The organism is Streptomyces sp. NPDC059142, from assembly GCF_042755665.1.
GTDB lineage: Bacteria > Actinomycetota > Actinomycetes > Streptomycetales > Streptomycetaceae > Streptomyces.
In genome coordinates this window covers 1-20574 of sequence record NZ_JBHZDA010000018.1, presented here as the reverse complement: position 1 = coordinate 20574, position 20574 = coordinate 1, and the positions used below count along the sequence as shown (strand labels likewise).

General features: G+C 71.6%; 14 protein-coding genes. 8 read left to right on the top strand and 6 right to left on the bottom strand.

The genetic code is table 11. The features are described from left to right. Positions 1–322 precede the first annotated feature (322 nt). Positions 323–769 carry an anthrone oxygenase family protein gene (locus ACFXPK_RS09710; RefSeq protein WP_385073501.1) on the bottom strand — a complete coding sequence of 149 codons (447 nt, stop codon included), beginning with the start codon at positions 767–769 and terminating at the stop codon, positions 323–325. Positions 770–860: 91 nt separating this feature from the next. Between ACFXPK_RS09710 and ACFXPK_RS09705 the strand changes: the two genes are divergently transcribed. Next, positions 861–1439, top strand: coding sequence for a TetR/AcrR family transcriptional regulator (locus ACFXPK_RS09705; RefSeq protein WP_385073499.1), 579 nt, complete (start codon positions 861–863; stop codon positions 1437–1439). Positions 1440–2094: 655 nt separating this feature from the next. Next, the gene (locus ACFXPK_RS09700) at positions 2095–3996 is read left to right on the top strand and encodes a serine/threonine-protein kinase (protein ID WP_385073497.1); all 1902 of its coding nucleotides are present in this window, start codon (positions 2095–2097) and stop codon (positions 3994–3996) included. Between the two features lie 89 nt (positions 3997–4085). On the opposite strand, the gene ACFXPK_RS09695 is transcribed toward ACFXPK_RS09700, so the two are convergent. Continuing rightward, a complete protein-coding gene (locus ACFXPK_RS09695) occupies positions 4086–4487 on the bottom strand; it encodes a hypothetical protein (protein WP_385073668.1) in 402 nt (133 codons plus the stop codon). Positions 4488–4910: 423 nt separating this feature from the next. On the opposite strand from ACFXPK_RS09695, the gene ACFXPK_RS09690 reads away from it, so the two are divergent. From ACFXPK_RS09690 to ACFXPK_RS09680, 3 genes are all read left to right on the top strand, one after another. After that, on the top strand, positions 4911–5183 hold the full coding sequence (locus ACFXPK_RS09690; RefSeq protein ID WP_384994463.1) for a hypothetical protein: 273 nt from the start codon (positions 4911–4913) through the stop codon (positions 5181–5183). Between the two features lie 227 nt (positions 5184–5410). Further along, a complete protein-coding gene (locus ACFXPK_RS09685) occupies positions 5411–5650 on the top strand; it encodes a hypothetical protein (protein ID WP_385073495.1) in 240 nt (79 codons plus the stop codon). A gap of 32 nt (positions 5651–5682) precedes the next feature. Next, positions 5683–6303, top strand: coding sequence for an L-threonylcarbamoyladenylate synthase (locus tag ACFXPK_RS09680; protein WP_385073665.1), 621 nt, complete (start codon positions 5683–5685; stop codon positions 6301–6303). A 462-nt stretch (positions 6304–6765) separates the two neighbouring features. Here the strand turns inward: ACFXPK_RS09680 and ACFXPK_RS09675 are convergent, their stop codons facing one another. Then, positions 6766–9171 (bottom strand): ATP-binding protein, encoded by a 2406-nt coding sequence (locus ACFXPK_RS09675; RefSeq protein ID WP_385073492.1) that lies wholly within the window; start codon positions 9169–9171, stop codon positions 6766–6768. A 396-nt stretch (positions 9172–9567) separates the two neighbouring features. Beyond that, on the bottom strand, positions 9568–10752 hold the full coding sequence (locus ACFXPK_RS09670) for an IS701 family transposase (RefSeq protein WP_385073489.1): 1185 nt from the start codon (positions 10750–10752) through the stop codon (positions 9568–9570). Between the two features lie 655 nt (positions 10753–11407). On the opposite strand from ACFXPK_RS09670, the gene ACFXPK_RS09665 reads away from it, so the two are divergent. Next, positions 11408–12190, top strand: coding sequence for a thioesterase II family protein (locus tag ACFXPK_RS09665; RefSeq protein WP_385073487.1), 783 nt, complete (start codon positions 11408–11410; stop codon positions 12188–12190). A 160-nt stretch (positions 12191–12350) separates the two neighbouring features. On the opposite strand, the gene ACFXPK_RS09660 is transcribed toward ACFXPK_RS09665, so the two are convergent. Together ACFXPK_RS09660 and ACFXPK_RS09655 are read right to left on the bottom strand one after the other, a co-directional pair. Next, positions 12351–12518, bottom strand: coding sequence for a ferredoxin (locus ACFXPK_RS09660; RefSeq protein WP_385073484.1), 168 nt, complete (start codon positions 12516–12518; stop codon positions 12351–12353). A gap of 52 nt (positions 12519–12570) precedes the next feature. Next, a complete protein-coding gene (locus tag ACFXPK_RS09655) occupies positions 12571–13776 on the bottom strand; it encodes a cytochrome P450 (RefSeq protein WP_384994477.1) in 1206 nt (401 codons plus the stop codon). A 682-nt stretch (positions 13777–14458) separates the two neighbouring features. Here ACFXPK_RS09655 and ACFXPK_RS09650 point away from each other — a divergent pair. Beyond that, entirely contained in the window at positions 14459–15610 is a 1152-nt protein-coding gene (locus tag ACFXPK_RS09650) for a glycine amidinotransferase (RefSeq protein ID WP_385073481.1), read from the top strand. Positions 15611–16007: 397 nt separating this feature from the next. Continuing rightward, on the top strand, positions 16008–20574 hold a 4567-nt coding region (locus ACFXPK_RS09645; protein ID WP_385073478.1), incomplete at its 3' end, for a beta-ketoacyl synthase N-terminal-like domain-containing protein.

Here is a 20574-nt window from a genome sequence, read left to right as displayed (position 1 = left end):
TCCAACCGGGCGAGCGCCCCCACCCTGTCGTCCCTCCTCACCGCGCTGTCGGCGAACTTCAACAGCAGCTCCACCATCGCGTGGCTCATCCAGCGCCCCAGTTCCGCCTCGTCCAGCAGCTCCGGGCCGCCGGCCGTCATCACGACCAAGGCCGGCCCCGGGCCCCTGCCCCCGAGCCGTGAGAGAGCGCTTGGGCGGCCTCGTTGTCGTCGGTGTGCTGATCACATGACCGGCGACGACGTACGGCAGACGACCCGGACACGTACCAAGATCGGCCAGGGCCTCGCCCGTGCGGAGCGCACTCTGTTCACCCGGCCCGGGATCAAGCGAGGGCGGCGGCGAGCAGGGTGAAGGCGGCCATCAGGATGGCGACCCGGACGTAGTGGTAGCGGTCCCAGCGGTTCATCTGCTCCTTCCAGTCGTCGGGCCGGTTGTCAGGGGTCCATGTCTTGCCCCGGTTGTTGATCGGGACGAGCAGCAGGACCGACATGATCACGCTGAGGATCAGCAACGCACCAGCGGTGACGACCAGGCCGATGCCGGGGCGATGCCATCCGGCGATGGCCCAGACGGCGCTCAGGACGAGCGAGCTGATGTACCAGACCGGCATGACGGAGCCGAGCATGCGGCCCCCGTGCGCGCGGCCGAGCTGGCCGCTGTCCTCCGGGAGGGCATCGAGGATCCGGTTGATGACGAAGGCGACGGCGAACTCCACCCCCACCATCAGGCCTACGACCACGACGGTGAAGACCCCGAGTGCGTTGAGCATGATGACCCCTCCTGGGATCTAGCGCTGCTAGATGACGAGGTAACGCTAGCGCTGCTTTCGCTCGTATGTCTAGCGGTGCTAGGGTCGGGTCATGTCGGTACAGGAACGCAAGGAACGCGAACGGGCGGCCCGTGAGTGCCTCATCGTGGCGACAGCCCGCGAACTCGCCGAGCAGCAGGGCTGGGACGCGGTCACCACCCGTCGGCTCGCGGAGCGCATCGAATACAGTCAGCCCGTCCTGTACAGCCACTTCCGCGGCAAGCGCGAGATCATCGGCGCCGTCGCCCTGGAGGGCGCCGCCGAGATGGCCTCGGCGCTGCGGGCCGCCACCGCGGCCGCGGACGGCCCCCACGCCCGGGTCACCGCCCTCGCTCGTACCTACCTCGACTTCGCCGAACGCAATCCGGCGGTCTACGACTCCATGTTCCAGCTCGACGGCGGTCTGGCCTTCGCGGCCGAGGACACCCCGGAACCGCTGAAGGACGCCTTCGCCGCGCTGCTGGAAAGCCTCGGCGAGGTCGCCGGGGACGGCGTCCACCCGGGACTGTTCACCGAGGTGTTCTGGGCATCCCTGCACGGGCTGGCGACGCTGACCCGGGCGGGACGGCTGCCGCCGGCGGAAACCGCGCGGAGGGTGGAGCTGCTGGTGGCGCGGCTCGCCATCGTCTGACACGCCGTCCGGGCGGACGGGCTTCAGCACTCCGGGGCGGCAGCCGGTGATTCGCACGGATCCGCACCGCCCTCGGAGCCCAGGCCCCCTGGGCCGCGATCTCCGCGGACGACGAACACCGCCCCGCCGAAGCCGACGTATGGGAGCGCATCGCGCAGCTGCTCGCCGCCACCCCTGGGACCCTCCGCCCGGAGGTCGACTCCGTCTGCGCCCATCCAGGGGACCGATGCGAGGCGTCCACCCTGAGCGAGAGCGTGAGGGGAAGCAGGATCCGCTGAAAGTGCGTGCGCCTCTGCCGGACGGTGCGCTTTCCGTCCGGTGCGGGCGTCCGGTCGCGCGGCGGATCCCGTTGGAACGACAGGCCGTGACGCGCCCTCGGCGGGTCGGTTCCGTCGTACAGGACACCCCGGTGCGCGCGGAACTGTTCCTCGCCGGTCATCTGCGGATGGGCACGCGCCTCACCGCTCGCTCCGCTCCTCGGTATAGTGACCGGCCTTCTCCTGCGCCGCACGGGGTGGTGCAACTCCGGTCAGGCGTAAGGAGTCCCGGGAAACAGCTCACGGCCCGGCCCGCCATGAGTACACTCCGTAACTGTCCGGCGACCATGCGTGGAGTGGGGAGCGGTATGGGGAACGGAGCGGGGGAGGGGGTGCCGGTGACGCCCGAAGCCGGGTACAAGGTCGCCGACCGCTACCTTCTGCGGGAACTCGTCGGCAAAGGCGGGATGGGGGTCGTCTGGCAGGCGTGGGACGAGAAGCTGAGGCGGCGCGTCGCGGTCAAGTGCGCCCGCCCGGGCGACAACGAGGCCGCGAAACGGCTTGAGAAGGAGGCACAGCTCGCGGCGCGGCTGCATCACGCGAACATCGTGCCGGTCTTCGATTTCGTCGAGGAGGAGGCCTGCTGGATCGTGATGGAGTTCGTGCCCTCGCGCAGTCTCGCGCAGGTCGTGACCGAGGACGGATTGCTCACGCCCGAAGCAGCCGGGTCCGTGGGGTGCCAGATCGCGGCGGCGCTGGCGAAGTCCCATGCCGAGGGTGTGGTGCACGGTGATGTCACACCGGAGAACATCCTCGTCACGGATGACGGTGTCGCCCGGCTGATGGACTTCGGGATCGCGCGAGCCCTGTGGAGCGACGTCACAGAGACACAGACGGTGTCGGGCACGGTGCGCGGCAAGCCCAAGTACCTGGCACCCGAGCTGGCCAGGGGGCGGACGGCGGACGAGAAGGCCGACGTGTTCTCCCTGGGGGCGAGCCTGTTCGCGGCCGTCGAGGGCCGCTCGCCCTACGGGGAGGCCGGGAACGCCCTTGAGTATCTGGCCCGGGCGGTCGAGGAGCACATCGAGCCGGCGGAGCGGGCGGGGCCGCTGACCGCTCCGCTGACGGCGTTGCTGGAGGTGGACCCCCGGCGCCGCCCGAACGCCGCCGAGGCCCACCGGCTGTTGACGCGGGCCGCCCCACCGCCCCCGCAGGTCCGGGCGAAGCTGCACGACGGCCGCACACTGGCCCTGACTCTTCCCCTCCAGTCTCTCGTGGGCCGGCTGCCGAGGTCCGTGCGGCGCCGGCGCCGTCCGCTGGCGGTCGTATGGGGGGTGCTGGTCCTGGCGAGCGCCATCACGGCCGGCCTCCTCGTCCGTGCGGGCGACGGCAGCGGGAGCGACACGACCTCCTCGGACCAGAAGCCCCCGGCGACCGCGGGGCTGGCCGGCACCATCGGCGACACCCGTGGCGCGGACCCATGCACGCTTCTCGACTCCGCCTCCCTGAGCCGCTTCGGAGACACGCGACTGGTCTCGGACTACGGGGAGTTCAACAGATGCGACGTCCTGGTACGGAATGACGGAGGCGACGAAGTCGCCGACGCTCAGGTCTACTTGGACGCGGAGCCGGCCGAGTTCGACAGCGCCGTGCCCACGCGCAGGGTCGGCAACATCACGGTCGCCTCGTTCGAGCGGGAGGAGGACGCCTGCGTACGCGTCCTCGCGACCGCCGACCACAGACAGATCCAGGTCATCGGGAAACAGCTCGACACCCCGGCGCCCGACCTGTGTGCACTGGCCGACGCCGCCACCGACCATGCGGTCGGTGTGCTGGACGACGCCCCGGTGCCCCGGCGCTCGTCACAACCGGCCGCCAACTCGCTGGCCCGGGTCGACGCCTGCGCACTGCTCGACCCCGCCACGCTCCGGCAGATCCCCGGCGTCGACGCACGTAACCAGCGGCGCGGCTTCGGCTCCTGGAGCTGCGGATGGACCAGCGACGACGGCGACAGCGAGGTCCGGGTGGAGTACAGCCGGGACAGCTCCATGGGGGACGAGGGCACGCCGACGGACATCGCAGGGACGAAAGGGTATCTGTGGCCGCAGGAGTCCAGCGACGACAGTTGCGACGTACGAACCCCGCACCGTACGTACACGAACTCCACCGGCGACCGCACCATCGAGCTGCTGCATTTGACCGTGTACTCCCCTCAACCCATCGACCAGCTCTGCAACAGCGCCAAGGCTCTCGCGGCGACCATCACGCGGAACATTGCGGAGCGACTGCCCGGCAAGTGAGATGACCGGGCCGGGGGACGTGTGAAGCCGCCGGGCGACGGGGCACATGAAGTGGTTCTGGCTCAGGTCTTCCGGGGGGTGACGCCCTGTCATAGCTCGACATCGAAAAGTGCACTGGGCAGTGACGGCGAAGCAAGGACTGTGCGAAGGCGGTTGAGGTCGGCTCGCCACTGCTTCCAGTCTTCTGGAACGACCCGGTTCGAGGCCGGCCCGGCCTCGTCGCTGATGATGCGAGGGCAGGCCTTGGCCGCGAGCGTCTGAAGATCCTTTAGTTCATCGGTCAAATCGGTGAGTTCCCGGTCGCAGGGGGTGCTCCCGGACTCTGCCCGCAGGGCATGCGCGGTATCGTCCGCGATCACGTCCCCGTCGCGCCAGAAGGTCTGTGCGGATGGGTCGGTGAAGACGAAGCGGGCCGTATGGGCGTTCCCGTAGGCGCCGTACATCGGCTGGTACAGGGCTCGTCCCAAAGTGTTGGCGCCGATGACGTTCAGGCGCCCGTTGAGGAATCAGGGCGGGTGTGGTCGTCATGGAGCCGAGGATGCGCTGTACGGAGGGGCGTATCCCTGCCGCACCGGTCCGGCGGCACGGCCGTATTCCCCCGCCGGACCGGATGAGATCCAGCAGGTGGGCGTGTTCGTCTTCGTCAAGACGCAGGGCGTGGCCGACACTCTGCAGGACGCTCTCGGACACTCCGCGCGCATCGCCGCGTTCGAGGCGGATGCAGTACTCGACACCGATCCCTGCCAGGGCGGCGACTCCTTCACGGCGCACTCGTCTCAGTCCCGTCCGGTGATGCCTCTGTCCGCTCCCATGCCGTATCCGCCGACTCATCTCGGCCTGCCACGAGCTCAATTACCGGATAGGCCTTGGTCGACCCGATGTCTGTTCCGGGCGGGTGGGGGTAGCGGGCGGGTATGGCCTCGATGAAGCGTGTGCGTATTTCTCTTGCTCCCCGTGCGGTGCGGCAACTGCGCCGAGTCCGTTCGGTGTATCTGGTCGGGATGATGTTGTCCGTACTGGGCCTCGTCCTGCAGTCGGGCAGGGAGGGCGGTGGCCGACAGTCGGAGATCGCCGCCGTGCTGGTGGCGGTGTTCACCGTGCTGCTCGGGCTGGCGCTGGTTCAGCTGTGGCGGTATCAGAGGAGTGTTCACTGCACTACGGCCCGGAAGCTGACCCGCTCGGTCTGAATGACGCCGGTCCGGCGTGATGCTGGTTCGCCGGTGTGCGTTCGTCGAGGTGGGTGAGGTCCGTCGGGTCCTGCGTTCCGCCGACGAAGCCCTTCTCGCCCGTGCACTCGACGGGCTGGACACCTCGCGCCTCGCCGAGCGGCTGCGAATGACGTCGCGTGACCTCCCACGGCGCCGTGTACCTGTCCGGTGCCCGCCGAGGGCGTACGTGAACTCCGGCTCGGCCGGTGTCCAGCCCGATGTCCTTCATCAGCGACACGACCACCGTCCGGCGTCCGGCGAAGGCTCGGGGCCGGGCCGCACGCTGCTGGAGCTTTCGGTCGCCCGCGCCCTCGGCCCAGCAGATCTGTCCGGCCTCGATCACCGTCACCCCGATCGCCCGGGGCGTCACCGAGTACTTCCCGAGCCACCACAGCGGACAGGGAGTTCGCAGAGCCATCGGCGGGGAGGGCCGGGCGGCCTCGTGAGGAATGCGGTTGCCGTGACGTACGCTCAGCTGATGGCCAAGTACTTCGACGTGCACCCCGAGAGTCCCCAGCGGCGCGCCATCAGCAGCGTGGCCGACGATATCCGTTCCGGCGCGCTCGTCGCGTATCCGACGGACTCCTGTTACGCCCTGGGGTGCCGGCTCGGCAGCCGCGACGGCATCGACCGGATCAGGTCGATCCGCGACCTCGACGGTCGCCACCACTTCACCCTGGTGTGCCAGAACTTCGCGCAGCTCGGGCGGTTCGTGCAGATCGACAACGACGTGTTCCGGACGATCAGGGCGGCGACGCCCGGCAGTTACACGTTCATCCTCCCGGCGACCAAGGAGGTGCCGCGCCAACTGCTGCACCCGAAGAAGAAGACGGTCGGCGTCCGGATTCCCGACCACGTCGTCACGCAGGCGCTGCTCACCGAGCTGGCGGAGCCGCTGCTCTCCAGCACCCTGCTGCTGCCGGGCGAGGAGGAACCGCTGACGCAGGGCTGGGAGATCAAGGAACGGCTCGACCACGTGGTGGATGCCGTGATCGACTCGGGCGACTGCGGCACCGAACCCACCACGGTGATCGACTTCTCGGGCGGCGACGTCGAGATCGTGCGGCGCGGCGCGGGCGACCCGACACCCTTCGAGTAGGGGCGCCGTCTCCCCGTCCCGACACCGGTTCGAGCCCTCGGCCGGGCCTCGCACCCGGCACGGTCGCCGCGCGCCGGACCCGGGACGGCACCCGGCGCGACTACGCGCCCCTCACCGTGGAGGGCGCGGGATGGCGCCGTACGGGGGCAGTGCGCTCTTCCGTGGCGCGTGCGCGCCGTCACGCCCACAGGGCGGATGCGGCGCGGTTCACGCGAGGCGTGCTGTCTCATCGGCGTGCCGGCCGCCCCACGACGGCGCCCGGAGGAAGACGTTTCCTCCCACGCCGTTCCGGCCGGTGATGACCTGGTGTCGCCGCGCAACTCCCTTTCCGTCTCCCAGTGATGCCGAGGCCGACGCGCCCTTTCTCGCAGTCATGGCGCTGGTCCACCTTCCGGTCCCGGAACGCACGCACCCGTCGCGAGACCAGCCGGATCCCGCATCGGCGCGTACACGGGCACTCGCTCACCCGTCCGCGGTGGAGCGGACCTCGCGGGCGGTGCTCCCGCTGGGGAAGCGCACGGCCATGCCCGCTCGACGAGGCTCCGGCACCCGGTGCCGCAGCGGCTTGGCCGCGAGCGTGACGGAGTCGGTGGGCGGGGGAGCGGCGGGAGCGTCCAACTGCTGCTGCGCCGACCACGCCGCGACGTGGGCCCGGGAGCGCAGCCCGAGCGTGGTGCGGATGTGCCGGATGTGGGTCTCGACGGTGCGCACCGACACATGCATACGGGCCGCGATCTGGCGGTTGGTGAGGCCCTCCACGATCAGCGCCGCCACATCCTGCTCGCGTCTGCTCAGCGGATGACCGGGCTGACTGGTCTTCGGCCCGCTCACCTCGTCGCCGAGCGCGAGAGCGAGCGCCTGCTGGTGGGACAGCGCGTAACCGGCCTCCAGCCACGCGGTGGCCCGGGCCGCCGGAAGGGCCTGGTACGCGATGTCGCGCGCCTCGCGGACCCGCTGTCGCCACCACGCGTCGCCCTGCCGGATTCCCCGCAGACCGATACGCATCCGTTCCGCGGCACCCAGCAGCCTCAGCTCCCGGTCGAAGCGTCCGGTACGGGCCGCGACCACGGCCGCGCCCTCGATCGCCTGCACGGTGTCGTCCCAGTGGAACGCGGGCGTGCGCAGCGTCTCGGCGAAGTACGCCTCCGCGGCCGGCAGGTCGTTCTTCTCCAGGGCCAGAGAACCCGCCGTCACCAGCACGGGATGCAGCCACCGGGGAACGGCACGGCGCAGTACCGGAAGAGCCCGGCCGATCTCACGCTCTGCCTCGCCCAGCTCGCCGCCGCGCACCTGGTGCCCGGCGATCATGCCCCGGCACAGTGCCGTCAACCAGTCCTGGCGCAGTCTGACACCGATGTCGAGGGCCTCGCGCACGTCGGTGCGGGCGGCCTCCGCTTCGTCCCGTGTCAGCCGGATCATTCCCCGGAGCAGGAGCAGCCGGCCCAGCAGCGGGGAGCGGCCGCGGCCGCGCTCCAGTTCCACCGCCTCGTCCGCGCGCCGGGCCGCCGCCTCGCCGTGCGCGTCCCGCCGGGCCAGGGAGGCCGCGGCCGCCAGGGCGACGCTCCGGTACACGGAGGTGGGCGCGGTGCCTGTCAGAGCGCGCGCCACGAGGTCGGCAGTGCGGGGCTGCTCGGTCACTTCCCCGGTCTCCACCGCCGCCAGCGCCCCGACCAGCAGGAGTTGCCGCTCGTCGGCGCCGGCGGCCAGCCGCTGCACCGCGTGCCGCAGGTTGACGCGTTCCTCCTCCCAGCGGGTCAGCGTCCCGGCGGGGACCACCGAATCGGCGTGCAGCGGCAGACACGTCGTGGTCAGCCACGCCACCAGCCGCTCGTAGGCGTCGGTGTCCTCGTGCTCGGCCAGGAGCTGTTCGTGGCCGAAGCGGCGCGTCGACTCCAGGATCCGGAACCGGGCCGTGCCGCCCGTACCGACCGGTTCGATGAGGGATTTCGCCTCCAGTCTGATGAGGATCTCGGGCACCGCGGCTGCGACCTCGGGGTCGTCGGCGGCGATCGTGGCGGCCGCGTCCGGCCCGAAGCCACCCGGCAGCACCGAGAGTTTGCGCAGCAGGCCTTGTTCCATGGGGGTCAGCAGGTCGTAGCCCCATTTCAGGGAGGCGTGCAGACTCTGGTGCCGTGCGTCGGCCAGGCGCCAGCCGTTCCTGAGCAGGGCGAGCTGGTCGTCGAGCCTGCCCCGTACCTCGGCCGGAGGGAAGACCCGGATCAGCCGGGCGGCCATCTCTATGGACAGGGGGAGCCCGTCGAGCCGGGTGCAGATCTCGCTCAGGTGGGGGGCGTTGGTCTGGGTGAGCTGGAAGTCGCGGGCCAGGGCCCTGGCCCGGTCGATGAAGAGCGTGACGGCTTCGGAGTGGTGGCATTCGGCGAGTACGTTCTCCGAGTCCGGGTCGGGCAGGGGCAGCCCGGTCACGGAGAAGACCGCCTCGCCCGGCAGCCGCAGCGACTCACGGCTGGTGGCCAGGACGCGCAGTCCCGGCCGACCTGGCAGGAGTGTGGTGAGTAACGAGCCGCAGGCCTCCAGGACGTGTTCGCAGTCGTCGAGGACGAGCAGCTGGTCCCGGTCCGTCGTCTCCGCCCCGTCCGTCGTCTCGTCCAGGGCGGACAGTACCTGCCGGCGTATCGCGCCGGGGTCGCCGAGCGGGCTGAGCCTGACCACCACGACGTCGTAGCGCCGGCTGCGGGACTGCTGGCTGGCGAACTCCAGGGCCAGCCTGGTCTTGCCCGCGCCGGCCGGCCCCGTCAGGGTCAGCAGCCTTACTTTGGGCAGCATCTGCGCCAGTTCGACCAGTTCTTCGGTCCGGCCCACGAAGCTGCTCAACTGGGTGAGCGGCTCGCAGCCGAACGAGGTGTCCATACTTCCGGAACGTTGTCGCAGCCGGTAGGAGCGCTGCCGACACGCGTTGGAACAGTACCGGGCGCGGGGCGTTGCCGAGCCGGACCGTTTGGGGCCGGGTATCGGTTCGCCACAGGTTTCGCACATTGTGGGGGAGAGCCGTGAGTCAGGATGACTGTGTTGCGGCTGGTGCTGTTGTGGCATGAGGCTCTCATACCCTTCGAGGCGACCGCTCTAGCGGACATCAGCCGAGTACTTGGTACTGCAACGGTCCTTGTCGTGTGTGCGCGGGCTGCCGAGAATTATTCCGGTGTTGTTGCCGGGGGCGGCCGCGGCCCCGGTGCCGACGGCCGCCGTGGCGGTGTGAGCAGGGCGGGGTCTTTTCCGGACCGTGTGCCGAGAACGCACGGAGTTCGCTCAGTTATCTGATTCTCGTGGGTCCGGGTCGGTCGGTGACGCGGCAATTCTTTGCGATCTCTTGGCGTTCTGTTCCCGGGCCCGCAGCACGGCCAGGCAGGCATGGGCGGCCATGGCCAACGTCATGTGGCGGTGCCAGCCGGGATAGCGGCGCACCTGGTAGTCGTCCAGCCCGCATTCCTGCCGGGCGGTCCGGAAGCACTCCTCCAGCGCTCCCCGGCTGTCGACCACGCGGATCAGCTCGTCCAGGCCGGTGCGGGTCTGGCAGTAGACGATGTAGTAGACGATGTTCTCCGGTCTGCCCACCGCGCGCCGGGCCAGGGCCCAGTGCGTCCGGTCGGCGCGGTGCCAGGGACGGATCTCGACCCGGGCCCAGTCGGCCATCCGTCTGCCGCAGGCCTCGTCCTCGTACGGGCGGCGTTCCCACTGGTCGCGCGGCAGTTCGTCGAAGAGGTCATGGACGGGATGGTCGACGGCCCAGCGGGTGACGACGGTCTCGTGCCGGGTGGTGGCCATGATGTGAAAGACATCGGCCTCCTCCAGTTCCAGCCGCCAGCTCCTGCTGAACCCGTAGTCGGCGTCCGCGGTCACCCACAGGAAAGGGACGCCGTCCGTGATCGCGCGCCAGACCATCGCCCGCGCGAGGGCCGGCTTGGTCTGGAAGAGGGTGTCGTCGCTGATGCCTGCCCGGCGGCACCGCTGCCGGTCGTCCGTCCAAGCGGTCGGCAGGTACAGCCGTCGGTCGATCAGCGTGCGGCCGTGTCGGCAGACGTAGGCCAGGAAGATGCCTATCTGACAGTTCTCCGTCCGTCCCGTGGCGCCGGAGTGCTGACGCTGCACACCGGCCGACCGGGCGCCCTTCTTGAGGAAGTCGGTGTCGTCCACGACGAGCACGGCGTCCCGGTCGCCGAGGTGGTCGACGATGTACCCCCGTACGTCGTCGAGGACTTCGTCGGCGTCCCACTCGATCCGGTTCAGCAGCCGGTGGATACGGTCGGGCGCGGCATGGCCGGCCTGTTCGGCCAGCGTCCAGCCGTTCTTGCGCGCCAGCGGGGCGAGCAGTCCCTGAATGTAGGCGAGCGCCGACTCGCGCGGCTCGCTGCGTGCGAAGCGATGTGTGAACCGCGCGTGGAGCCGATCCAACTCGCCTGTCCACCAGAAGGCGTCAGCTTGGTCACCACCCATGTTCCGATCAACGATGAACGGGGTGGCCCGCCTTGGCAAGTACCGTTGCAGCATCAATTGCCGACCGGGGACCGTACCCGGCCAGGACAGGGGAACTGCCGTGGCCGGGAGCCCAGTTCACACTGGCGGGCGGGGCCTGGCGTGCGACACCCGGCTCGGCCCGGTCGGCACCGGCTTCCCCGCTCCCGACGCCCTGCGCCGCTCCACCGTCGCGCTCGAACAGGACGCGTCCTGCCGCGCGATCGACGAGGCGGTGGTCGCGCGACGCCTGCCGCGTCCTCGCGGCGGCCCGGGACGGACCGTGGCTCTCCGGCGAGGGATACCGCTGCGGCACCCCGTACCGGGGCCTTGCCGCCGAGGAGCCGCAGCCTCGGCCGGCGACCATGTGACCGGCGACGCGACCGACGACAGCGCGTCTCCACGGCCGCCCCGCCCTGCCCCGCCTGCCGCGCCCGCCCGCCGCTGTCGCGCCGGTGGCGGGACAAGGACGGTGGGGGAGTCGGGACGAGCGCGTAACGGTGGCAAGTACGGAGGTCGCACCCGGTCGGACCCGGCACACTCAGCGGTCACCGCGGCTGTGCGTGCTGGTGCGGGCAGGCGCTCCGGGGAAGGGCCACTGCCGGGCCCGTCCGACCGAGCCGAAGGGAACAGCCCCATGGCACCAACCGTCCCGCCCGAGAGCCCGTGGTTCCGGCGGTTCCATCCGCGCCCGGACGCACGGACCGCCCTGGTGTGCCTACCGCACGCCGGAGGCTCTGCGAACGCCTACTTCTCCCTGTCGCAACGGCTCCCCGACGACATCGAGGTACTGGCGACCCAGTACCCCGGACGCCAGAACCGGTTGCGCGAAACCTGTCTGGGATCCGCCCAGGAACTCGCCCGCGGTGCCTTCGAGGACCTGGGGCCGGAGATCGCGGGACGTTCGTTCGCGGTGTTCGGGCACAGCATGGGCGCCGCCGTCGCCTTCGAACTGACCCGGCTCCTCGAACGGGAGGGGCCGGCCGCGCCGGGCACCCTGTTCGTCTCCGGCCGCCGAGCTCCGTCGATCAAGAGCGACCGGGGCGTACACCTCCGCGACGACGAGGGCATTGTGGCGGAGATGAGGGCCCTGGGAGGCACGGACGTCGGCATCCTCGACGAACCCGAACTGCTGAGCCTCGCCCTGCCGTCGGTCCGCGCGGACTACGCCGTCGCGGAGACCTACGCCCCCGGCCCCGACGCCGTCGTACGGTGTGACGTGATCGTGCTCACGGGGGACCAGGACCCACATGTCCCGCTCGACGACGCGGCCGCCTGGCGTGGCCACACCACGGGCGCCTTCGACCTGAAGGTGTTCTCCGGCGGCCACTTCTTCCTCGCCGACGACGAGCCCGAGATCGCCACGCTCGTCACCGAGACCCTGCGGGCCACCGCCCGCCCCGGCAGCGCCGCCCACTGAGGGCGGGGCACTCGCCGGTCCCGGCTCCGCGGCGACGGACGCGCCGGGCATCCGCTCTCCGACAGGAAGGACGTCATCCTCGCGGCGCTGTCCGACGCCGGGGGCGGGGTCACGCCCGCCGAGGTGTCGACGCCTCGACGGGCGGCCACGCGTGAACTCGTCAGGAGCGGTGTTCGGCAGTCACGGTGATCGCTGCGGCAGGACACAGCGCGACGGCTGCCCGTACCACCGTCCCACGGTCTCCGGGGGACGGTACGGACGGTACGGGGCGCAGGGTGGCCACCCCGCCGTCGTCCTCACGCCGGCCGAGGACCTCGTCGACCGTCAACGCGCACCTGACGCCGATGCGGCGCCCGGCGTACGCGGCCACTCCCCGTCGCTCACGCGTCCCAGGCGACCGGCAGACTCTTGACACCGTGGATGTCCGAGATCTCCGGGCGCAGGGCGATCTCCTCGGCGGGCACGGCCAGACGCAGCGTGGGGAAGCGGTTGATCAGCGCGGGGAACGCGACGCGCATCTCCACCCGGGCGAGCTGTTGCCCCAGGCACTGGTGGATGCCGTGTCCGAAAGCCACGTGCCGGCCCTCCTGCCGGTGCAGGTCGAGCACGTGGGGGTCGGCGAACTGGTCGGGGTCACGGTTGGCCGTGTTGTAGGAGAGGATCAGCGGTGAACCCGCCTTGATGGTGTGGCCGCCCAGTTCGACGTCCTCCAGCGCGGTCCGCATGAACGTCTTGCCGACGCTCAGATAGCGCAGCAGTTCCTCCACGGCCGGGTCGGTGAGCGAGGGATCGGCCCGCAGCGCGGCGAGCTGCTCGGGGCTGCGCAGCAGCGCGAAGGCGCCCAGCGCCAGCATGTTCGCGGTGGTGTCGAGTCCGGCCGCCAGCAGCACCAGCGCCATCCCCTTCAGCTCCTCGTCGGTGAGATCGCTGTCGGCGAGGTCGCTGAGGACATCGTCCGTGGGATGCGCCCGCTTGACGGCGACCAGCTCCGCGAGGCGCTGCTGGGTGGTGGTGTAAGCGGCGACCGTGTCCTCGTCGTTCGCCTCGGCGTCCATGAACGACTCGAACTGCCGCTGGAAGGAGGCCTGGTCCTGCTGAGGAACCCCCAGCAGCTCACAGATCATGATGGCGGGGATGGGCTTGGCGAAGGCGGTCACCAGGTCGGTCGGCGGGCCCGCCTGCTCCATGGCGTCCAGGTGCTCGGCGGTGATCCGCTCGACGCGCTCGGTGAGCAGCCGCATCCGCCGCACGGTGAACTTGCCCATCAACGGCTTGCGGTAGCGGCCGTGTTCGGGCTCGTCCATCAGCAGGAACTCGCCCGGCGGCACCGGAGGGAACCGGATACCCCCGTAGTCGACGGTCGGGTGGACCATGAGGTCCCGCCGTGAGCTGAACCGCGAGTCGGCCAGCACCGTCTTCAGGAGGTCGTACCCGGTGACGAGCCAGCCGGGTACGCCGCCGGGGAAGGTGTACCGGCTGATGGGTCCGTGCCGGCGGGCCTCCAGGAGTTCCGTCGGCGGGTCGAAGGGGCGGCCGGGCCGACGCGTTGTCGGCAGAGTCGTGATGGTGTGCAAAGGGACACCCATGGCCCTTCCTCATCTCGCGATAGAACGAGTTCGGTAATGGCCGAAGCTACGGTGCGCGGAGAATGGCTGTCAATTACACGATGACGGTCGGCCTCACGACGTAACGGACTCGGACAGTTCCCGACGGAATGAATTCCGGAAAAGGGAACAGCCTCGACGGACTCGTGCGAGAGGTTCTTTCCTCCGTCCGTCACGGACATGTCCGGCTTCGCCCGTCGCTTCCTCCCCGCCCGCACGCGGGAACGTATCCGAGTCCTCCGCGTCCCGGCGCCCGGCGTCGGCCTCTGCCGCTCCGGGGAGACGGCAAGGGGCACCGTGCCGTAACGGCGGCCCTCGCCGATGCCCGCCGGGACGGGCCGTCATGACGATGGCGAGTGCTCGGACGAGCTGTCGTGTCCCAAGCAGAACGCGGAAGGCGGTGAGCGGGGTGACCCCGTACGGAGGCCCGGGCGCCACGATCCCGGTGCCGGCCGACGCCGGGCAGCCCGCTCCGCGGCCGACACTCGTCGAGGTGCTCGCACGGGGGCGGCCCGCCCCCGGCCGTGGCCGCGCGGACCGCCCCCGTGCGCACCGAGGAGCACCGGGCCGACCCGCGGCCGACACGCCTGACCGGGGCGGTCGGCATGCCGGGGCGGATCCGGACCCGTACACCGGTCACCCCGATGAGTAGGCGGTTCGCTGCGTGCGTCTGAACAGTTATGACGAGTGGTCGCGACTGCGTGAGGTCGTCGTCGGCTCCGCGGAGAACTATGTCTCGCACGAGCGGGAACTCTCCTTCGACCTCTTCTTCCACGACAACCTCGCCCAGGACAACCCCACCCGCTCCGAGTGGTATTACCCGCGGCTGACGGCCCGGCGCGAAGGGGCCGACCGGCGGCGGCTGCCGGTCGCACGGGCCTATGTCGACGAGCTCAACGAGGACCTGGAGGGCCTGGCCGACACCCTGCGCGGCCTCGGCGTCACCGTCCACCGGCCCCTCGCCCTGCCGACGGAGACCGCGGAGGTCACCACTCCGGCCTGGTCCGCGTCCGTCGTGCCACCGCTCAACATCCGCGACAACACGCTCGTCGTCGGCGACGAGATCATCGAGACCCCCCCGATGATCCGCTCCCGCTACTTCGAGACGCAGCTCCTCAAGCCGCTCTTCCAGGAGTACTTCCGCGCCGGGGCCCGCTGGACCACCATGCCGCGCCCGCTGATGACGGACGCCTCCTTCGACCTGTCCTACGTGCGCACCGCGACCGTCGGCGGCCCGACCGAACCCGTCGGCGACCCCCGGCCCTCGCCGTGGGACGTCGGTGTGGAGATGATGTTCGACGCCGCCCAGTGCCTGCGGCTCGGCCGGGACATCGTCGCCAACGTCTCGACCGAGAACCACGCGCTCGCGGTCACCTGGCTGGAGCGCCACCTCGAAGGACGCTTCCGCATCCACCGGGTCCACCGGCTGAGCGACAGCCACATCGACAGCATGGTGCTGGCTCTACGGCCCGGCCTGCTGCTGGTGCGCTCCGATGAGGTCGCCGACGCGCTGCCCCCCGAACTGCGCCGCTGGGACCGCATCGTCGCGCCGACGCCGGAGCGGAACAACTTCCCGCGTTACAAGGACGACGCGCTCATTCTGACGAGCCCCTTCATCGACCTCAACGTGCTGTCCGTCGACCCGGACACCGTCCTGGTCAACGAGGCGAGCCCCGAACTCGTCCGGACCCTGGAGGCCGCGAAGTTCACCGTGGTCCCCGTACGCCACCGGCACCGGCGGCTGTTCGGCGGGGGTTTCCACTGCTTCACCCTCGACACCGTCCGGGACGGCGGGCCCGAGGACTACCTCACGTGACCCGAGGGCCCACCTCGCGTGCCCCGGTGTCCGTGCCCCGGGCGGCGGTCCCGCTGCCCGGCCCTCACCCGCACCTCCCGAAGTGAGCGCGGAGCGGTTCGACGGAATTCACGTCAGGCCCGGGAACAGCCGCCCGGAACAGACGCCCGGAACAGGAAAACGGTGCCGGGAGGGCGTGTGCCGCGAAGTCGACGGCGCGCCCCTTTCCGGAGACGTAACGTCGGCGTTCGCGGATACCTTTCGCGCGTGCCCGTGGAAGCGTGAGGGATTCATATGGCGTGCTGATCGCCTGATTCCGGAAAGCGCGTTTCTGGAAAGCGCGTTTCCGGAAGGCCGCGGGGCAGATCGACCGCCATTCTTCCGCTTTTCTCTCGCAGGGATCTAGGGAGTCGCACTCATGAGGGCATCGGACGGCCAGGACCCGGCACTCGCCATCGTCGGCGTCTCGTGTCGCTTCCCCGGAGCCGAGAACCCCGACGCGCTGTGGCGGCTGCTGGCCGCCGGCGGGAGCAGCGTCGGCGAGGTGCCCGCCGACCGGTGGACGGGACCCGCCGCCGAGCAGACGCCCCGCCGGGGCGCCTTCCTGGAGGACGTGGCGGAGTTCGACGCCGCGTTCTTCGGGATCTCGCCCCGCGAGGCGCCGTTCGTCGACCCGCAGCAGAGGCTCGCCCTGGAACTGGGATGGGAGGCGCTGGAGAACGCCCGCATCGTTCCGGAGCGGGTGCGCGGGAGCCGGCTGGGCACGTTCGTCGGCGTCACCGGGGACGACTACGGCCAGCTGCTCTCCCCGCACGTCCACGCCCTCGCCACACAGCACGCGATGCTCGGCGTGCAGCGCGGTGTCATCGCCAACCGCCTGGCCGCCTTCCTGGGCACCCGCGGCCCCAGCATCACCGTCGACTCCTCCCAGTCCTCCTCTCTCGTGGCCCTTCACCTGGCGGGCGAGAGCCTGCGCACGGGAGAGTCCGACGCCGCGCTCGTCTGCGGGGTGAACCTCCACCTGCTCCCGCAGAGCGTGCTGCTCGCCGCCCGCCTCGGCGCCCTGTCCCCCCAGGGCCGCTGCTTCACGTTCGACGAGCGCGCCGACGGCTACGTACCGGGCGAGGGCGGCGGCGCCGTCGTCCTGAAGCGTCTGGAGTCCGCGCTCGCCGACGGCGACGAGATCCTGTGCCTGATCCGCGGCAGCGCGACCAACAACGACCCGGACGGTGCGACGCTCACCACCCCGACCGCCGACTCGCAGGCCGACGTCGTCACCCGGGCCTGCCGCAGCGCAGGCATCTCCCCGGAGGCGGTCGGCTACGTAGAACTGCACGGCACCGGCACCCCCACCGGCGACCCCGTCGAGGCCGCCGCGCTCGGCCGGGCCATCGGCCGTCACCGCTCCGCCGACCGCCCTCTCGCCGTCGGCTCCGTCAAGACCAACATCGGTCACCTCGCCGGTGCCGCCGGTATCGCGGGGCTCATCAAGGTCGTCCTCGCCCTCAAGCACCGGCAACTGCCCGCCAGCCTCAACTTCGAGAACCCCAACCCCCGCATCCCCCTCGGAGAACTGAACCTGCGCGTCCAGCGGGAACTCGGCCCGTGGCCCGACGGCCCGGTGTCCTCCGACCGCGTGAACGGGGAACTCGTCGCGGGCGTCAGCTCCTTCGGCATGGGCGGCACCAACTGCCATGTGGTGCTGTCCGACTGGGACCCGCGGCCGACGGAGCCCACCGCCTCGCCGACCGCCCCGACCGCCCCGACCGCGGCACTCCCCTCGGTGCCGTGGCTGCTCTCCGGACGCGGCGAGGCCGCGCTGCGCGACGCCGCGTCCCGCCTGGCGACCAGTGACGCGGCACACGGGACGGCGGACCCGGCGGACGTCGCCTGGTCCCTCGCGTCGTCACGGAACGCCTTCGAACGGCGTGCGGCGGTCCTGGCGACCTCGCACGAGGAGCTGCTGGCCGGAGTGCGCGCACTCGCCGACGGAACGCCGCCACCCGGCGTCCTGGTGTCCGGCTCGGCCACGACGGGTGACGTGGGCGTGGTGTTCTCCGGCCACGGCCCGGAGCGCGGAGGCGCCGGCCGGGGACTGGCCGCCTTCGCGGAGTTCACCGCGGCACTGGCGGAGGTGTACGACGCGTTCGACGCGGTGGCCGTGGAGGTCGCCGACACGGTGGACCTGCCGGCGGAGCTCCGCGACCGGCTCGGTGTGGACCGAGGGGAGTTCGGTGCGGTCCTGCGGCGCACGACGGAGGCGGGGGCCGACGACCCCGACGGCGCGGACGGCACCGGCTGCGCGCAGGCGGGGGTGTTCGCCTTCGGCGTGGCCGCGTGGCGTCTGATGTCGTCGTGGGGTGTCGAGCCGTCGGCGGTGGCGGGACACTCGGTCGGGGAACTGACCGCGGCCCACGCCGCGGGCGTCTGGTCGCTGCGGGACGCCGCACGGGTGGTGCTCGCACGGGGCTGGCTGATGGAGACGGCGCCGGCCGCCGGGGCGACGGTCGCGGTGGACGCCGCGGCGGACACCGTCCGCACGGACGACGGCGTCGTGGTGGCCGCACGGAACGCGCCCGGCTCGGTGCTGATCACCGGGCCCTCCGACGCCGTGTCCGCCGAGGCCGAGCGGCTGACCCGCGCCGGTGTGCGCACGCGCAGGTTGGAGCGGTCGCACGGATCCCACCTGCCCCTGAGCGAATCCGGCGCGGCGGCGTACCGCAGGGTCCTGTCCTCGGTCGAATTCGGCGTCCAGCGCTTGCTGTTGACGTCGACCGTGACGGGAGAACCGGCGGAGCCGGGGCTCCTCCAGGACGCGGCGTACTGGGTGCGGCAGGCCTGTGGGACCGTCCGGTTCTCCGATGCCATCGGCGTGATGCGCGACCACGGCGTGTCGGCCTTCCTGGAGATCGGCCCGGATGCCTTCCTCACCCGCGCCGTCGAGCAGGCGGCGCACGCGTCGGACGGGGACGCGTCGGACGGGGACGTGTCGTACGGGGACGTGTCGGACGGGGGCGCGTCGGACGGGGACGTGTCGGACGGGGACGCGAGGCCCCGACCCGTCGCCGTGGCGCTGGTCGGTGAGGGGGAGGACGAAGGACACGGCGCGGTCAGGGCGCTGGCGGAGCTTTGGGTGGCGGGCGCGGACGTGGACTGGGCTCCCCTGCTGGGCGGGGCCCGGCGTGTGGACCTGCCCACCTACCCGTTCCAGCGCCGCCGGTTCTGGCTCGACGGCCTGCCCACCGGTACGGGCGCGGAACCCACCGCGCCGCCTGCCGAACCCGCCGGTACCGAAGCGGAGCCCGCCCGTACCGGCACCTCCGCCGCGCAGGACGGCGAGCACGAGGACACCGCCCGGCTGACCGCGCTCACCGGCCCCAAGCGGGCCGCCGCGCTCCGCGCCCTGGTGGGCGAGCAGGCCGCCGCCGTCGCACGGGACAGCGGTCCGGTCGACCCGGCGCTCACCTTCAAAGACCTCGGCTTCGACTCGGTCATGATCGAGGAACTCGCCAAGAGGCTCGCCGCCCGCACCGGACTGGCGCTCCGGGTGAGCACGGTGTTCGACCACCCGACTTCCACGGCGCTCGCCGCCCACCTCGACGCGCTGATGAACGCCGTCCACGGGCGGGCCACCGGCTCGCGGCCCCACGCCTCCGGCGCCGAACCCGCCCCGGACGGCCAGCCCGCCACGGGCCTCGCGGTGCGCACGCCGCCGCCGCTCGCCGCGCACCCGGAGACCGACCGTCCGGCGCCGGAGGCGCCCGCCGCGCACCTCGCCGACGAACCGGCCGGCACCGGCCGGGACCACGGCACCCGCCCGCGGCACGACGCGGACGAACCCCTCGCCGTCGTCGGCATGGCCTGCCGTTACCCCGGGGGCGTCGCCTCGGCGGACGACCTGTGGCGCATGGTCGCCGACGGCGCCCACGCCGCCGTCACCTGGCCCACCGACCGGGACTGGGCACCCGCGGACCGGTACGGAACGGATGCGGGCACGCCCGCTCCCGGTGGCGGGTTCCTGGCAGGAGCCGCGGACTTCGACGCGGACTTCTTCGGCATCTCGCCGCGTGAGGCGCTGGCGATGGACCCGCAGCAGCGGCTGCTGCTGGAGACCTCCTGGGAGGCACTGGAACAGGCCGGACTGGATCCGGCAGGACTGCGGAACTCTGCCACCGGTGTCTACGTCGGTGCCACCACGCACGACTACGGCCCCCGTGCGCACCACGCCCCGGACCACGTCACCGGCCACCTCCTGACGGGCAGCACCCCGAGTGTGATCTCCGGCCGGGTGGCTTACACGTTCGGGTTCGAGGGGCCGGCGGTGACGGTGGACACGGCGTGTTCGTCGTCGCTGGTGGCGGTGCATCTGGCCGGCCGGGCGCTGCGGTCGGGGGAGTGTGACCTCGCGCTGGCCGGCGGCGTGAGCGTCATGGCGACGCCCGGCATGTTCCGGGAGTTCGGCCGGCAGGGCGGACTGGCGGCGGACGGCCGGTGCAAGCCGTTCTCCGCCGACGCCGACGGCACCGGATGGTCCGAGGGTGTGGGCGTCCTGGTGCTGGAGCGGCTGTCGGACGCCCGCCGCAACGGCCACCGGGTGCTCGCGGTGGTACGGGGCAGCGCGGTCAACCAGGACGGCGCGTCCAACGGTCTGTCGGCCCCGAGCGGCCTGGCCCAACAGCGCCTGATCCGCGCCGCGTTGGCCGACGCGGGGCTCAGGTCCTCCGACGTGGACGTGGTGGAGGCTCACGGCACGGGGACCCGGCTGGGCGACCCGATCGAGGCGGAGGCGCTGCTGGCGACGTACGGACAGGAACGGGCCCCGGAGCGGCCCCTGTGGCTGGGTTCGGTGAAGTCCAACGTCGGGCACACCCAGGCGGCGGCCGGTGTCTGCGGCGTGATCAAGATGGTTGAGGCGTTGCGGCACGGGGTGCTGCCTGCCTCCCTGCACGCGGACGACCCGTCGCCGCACGTCGACTGGTCCTCCG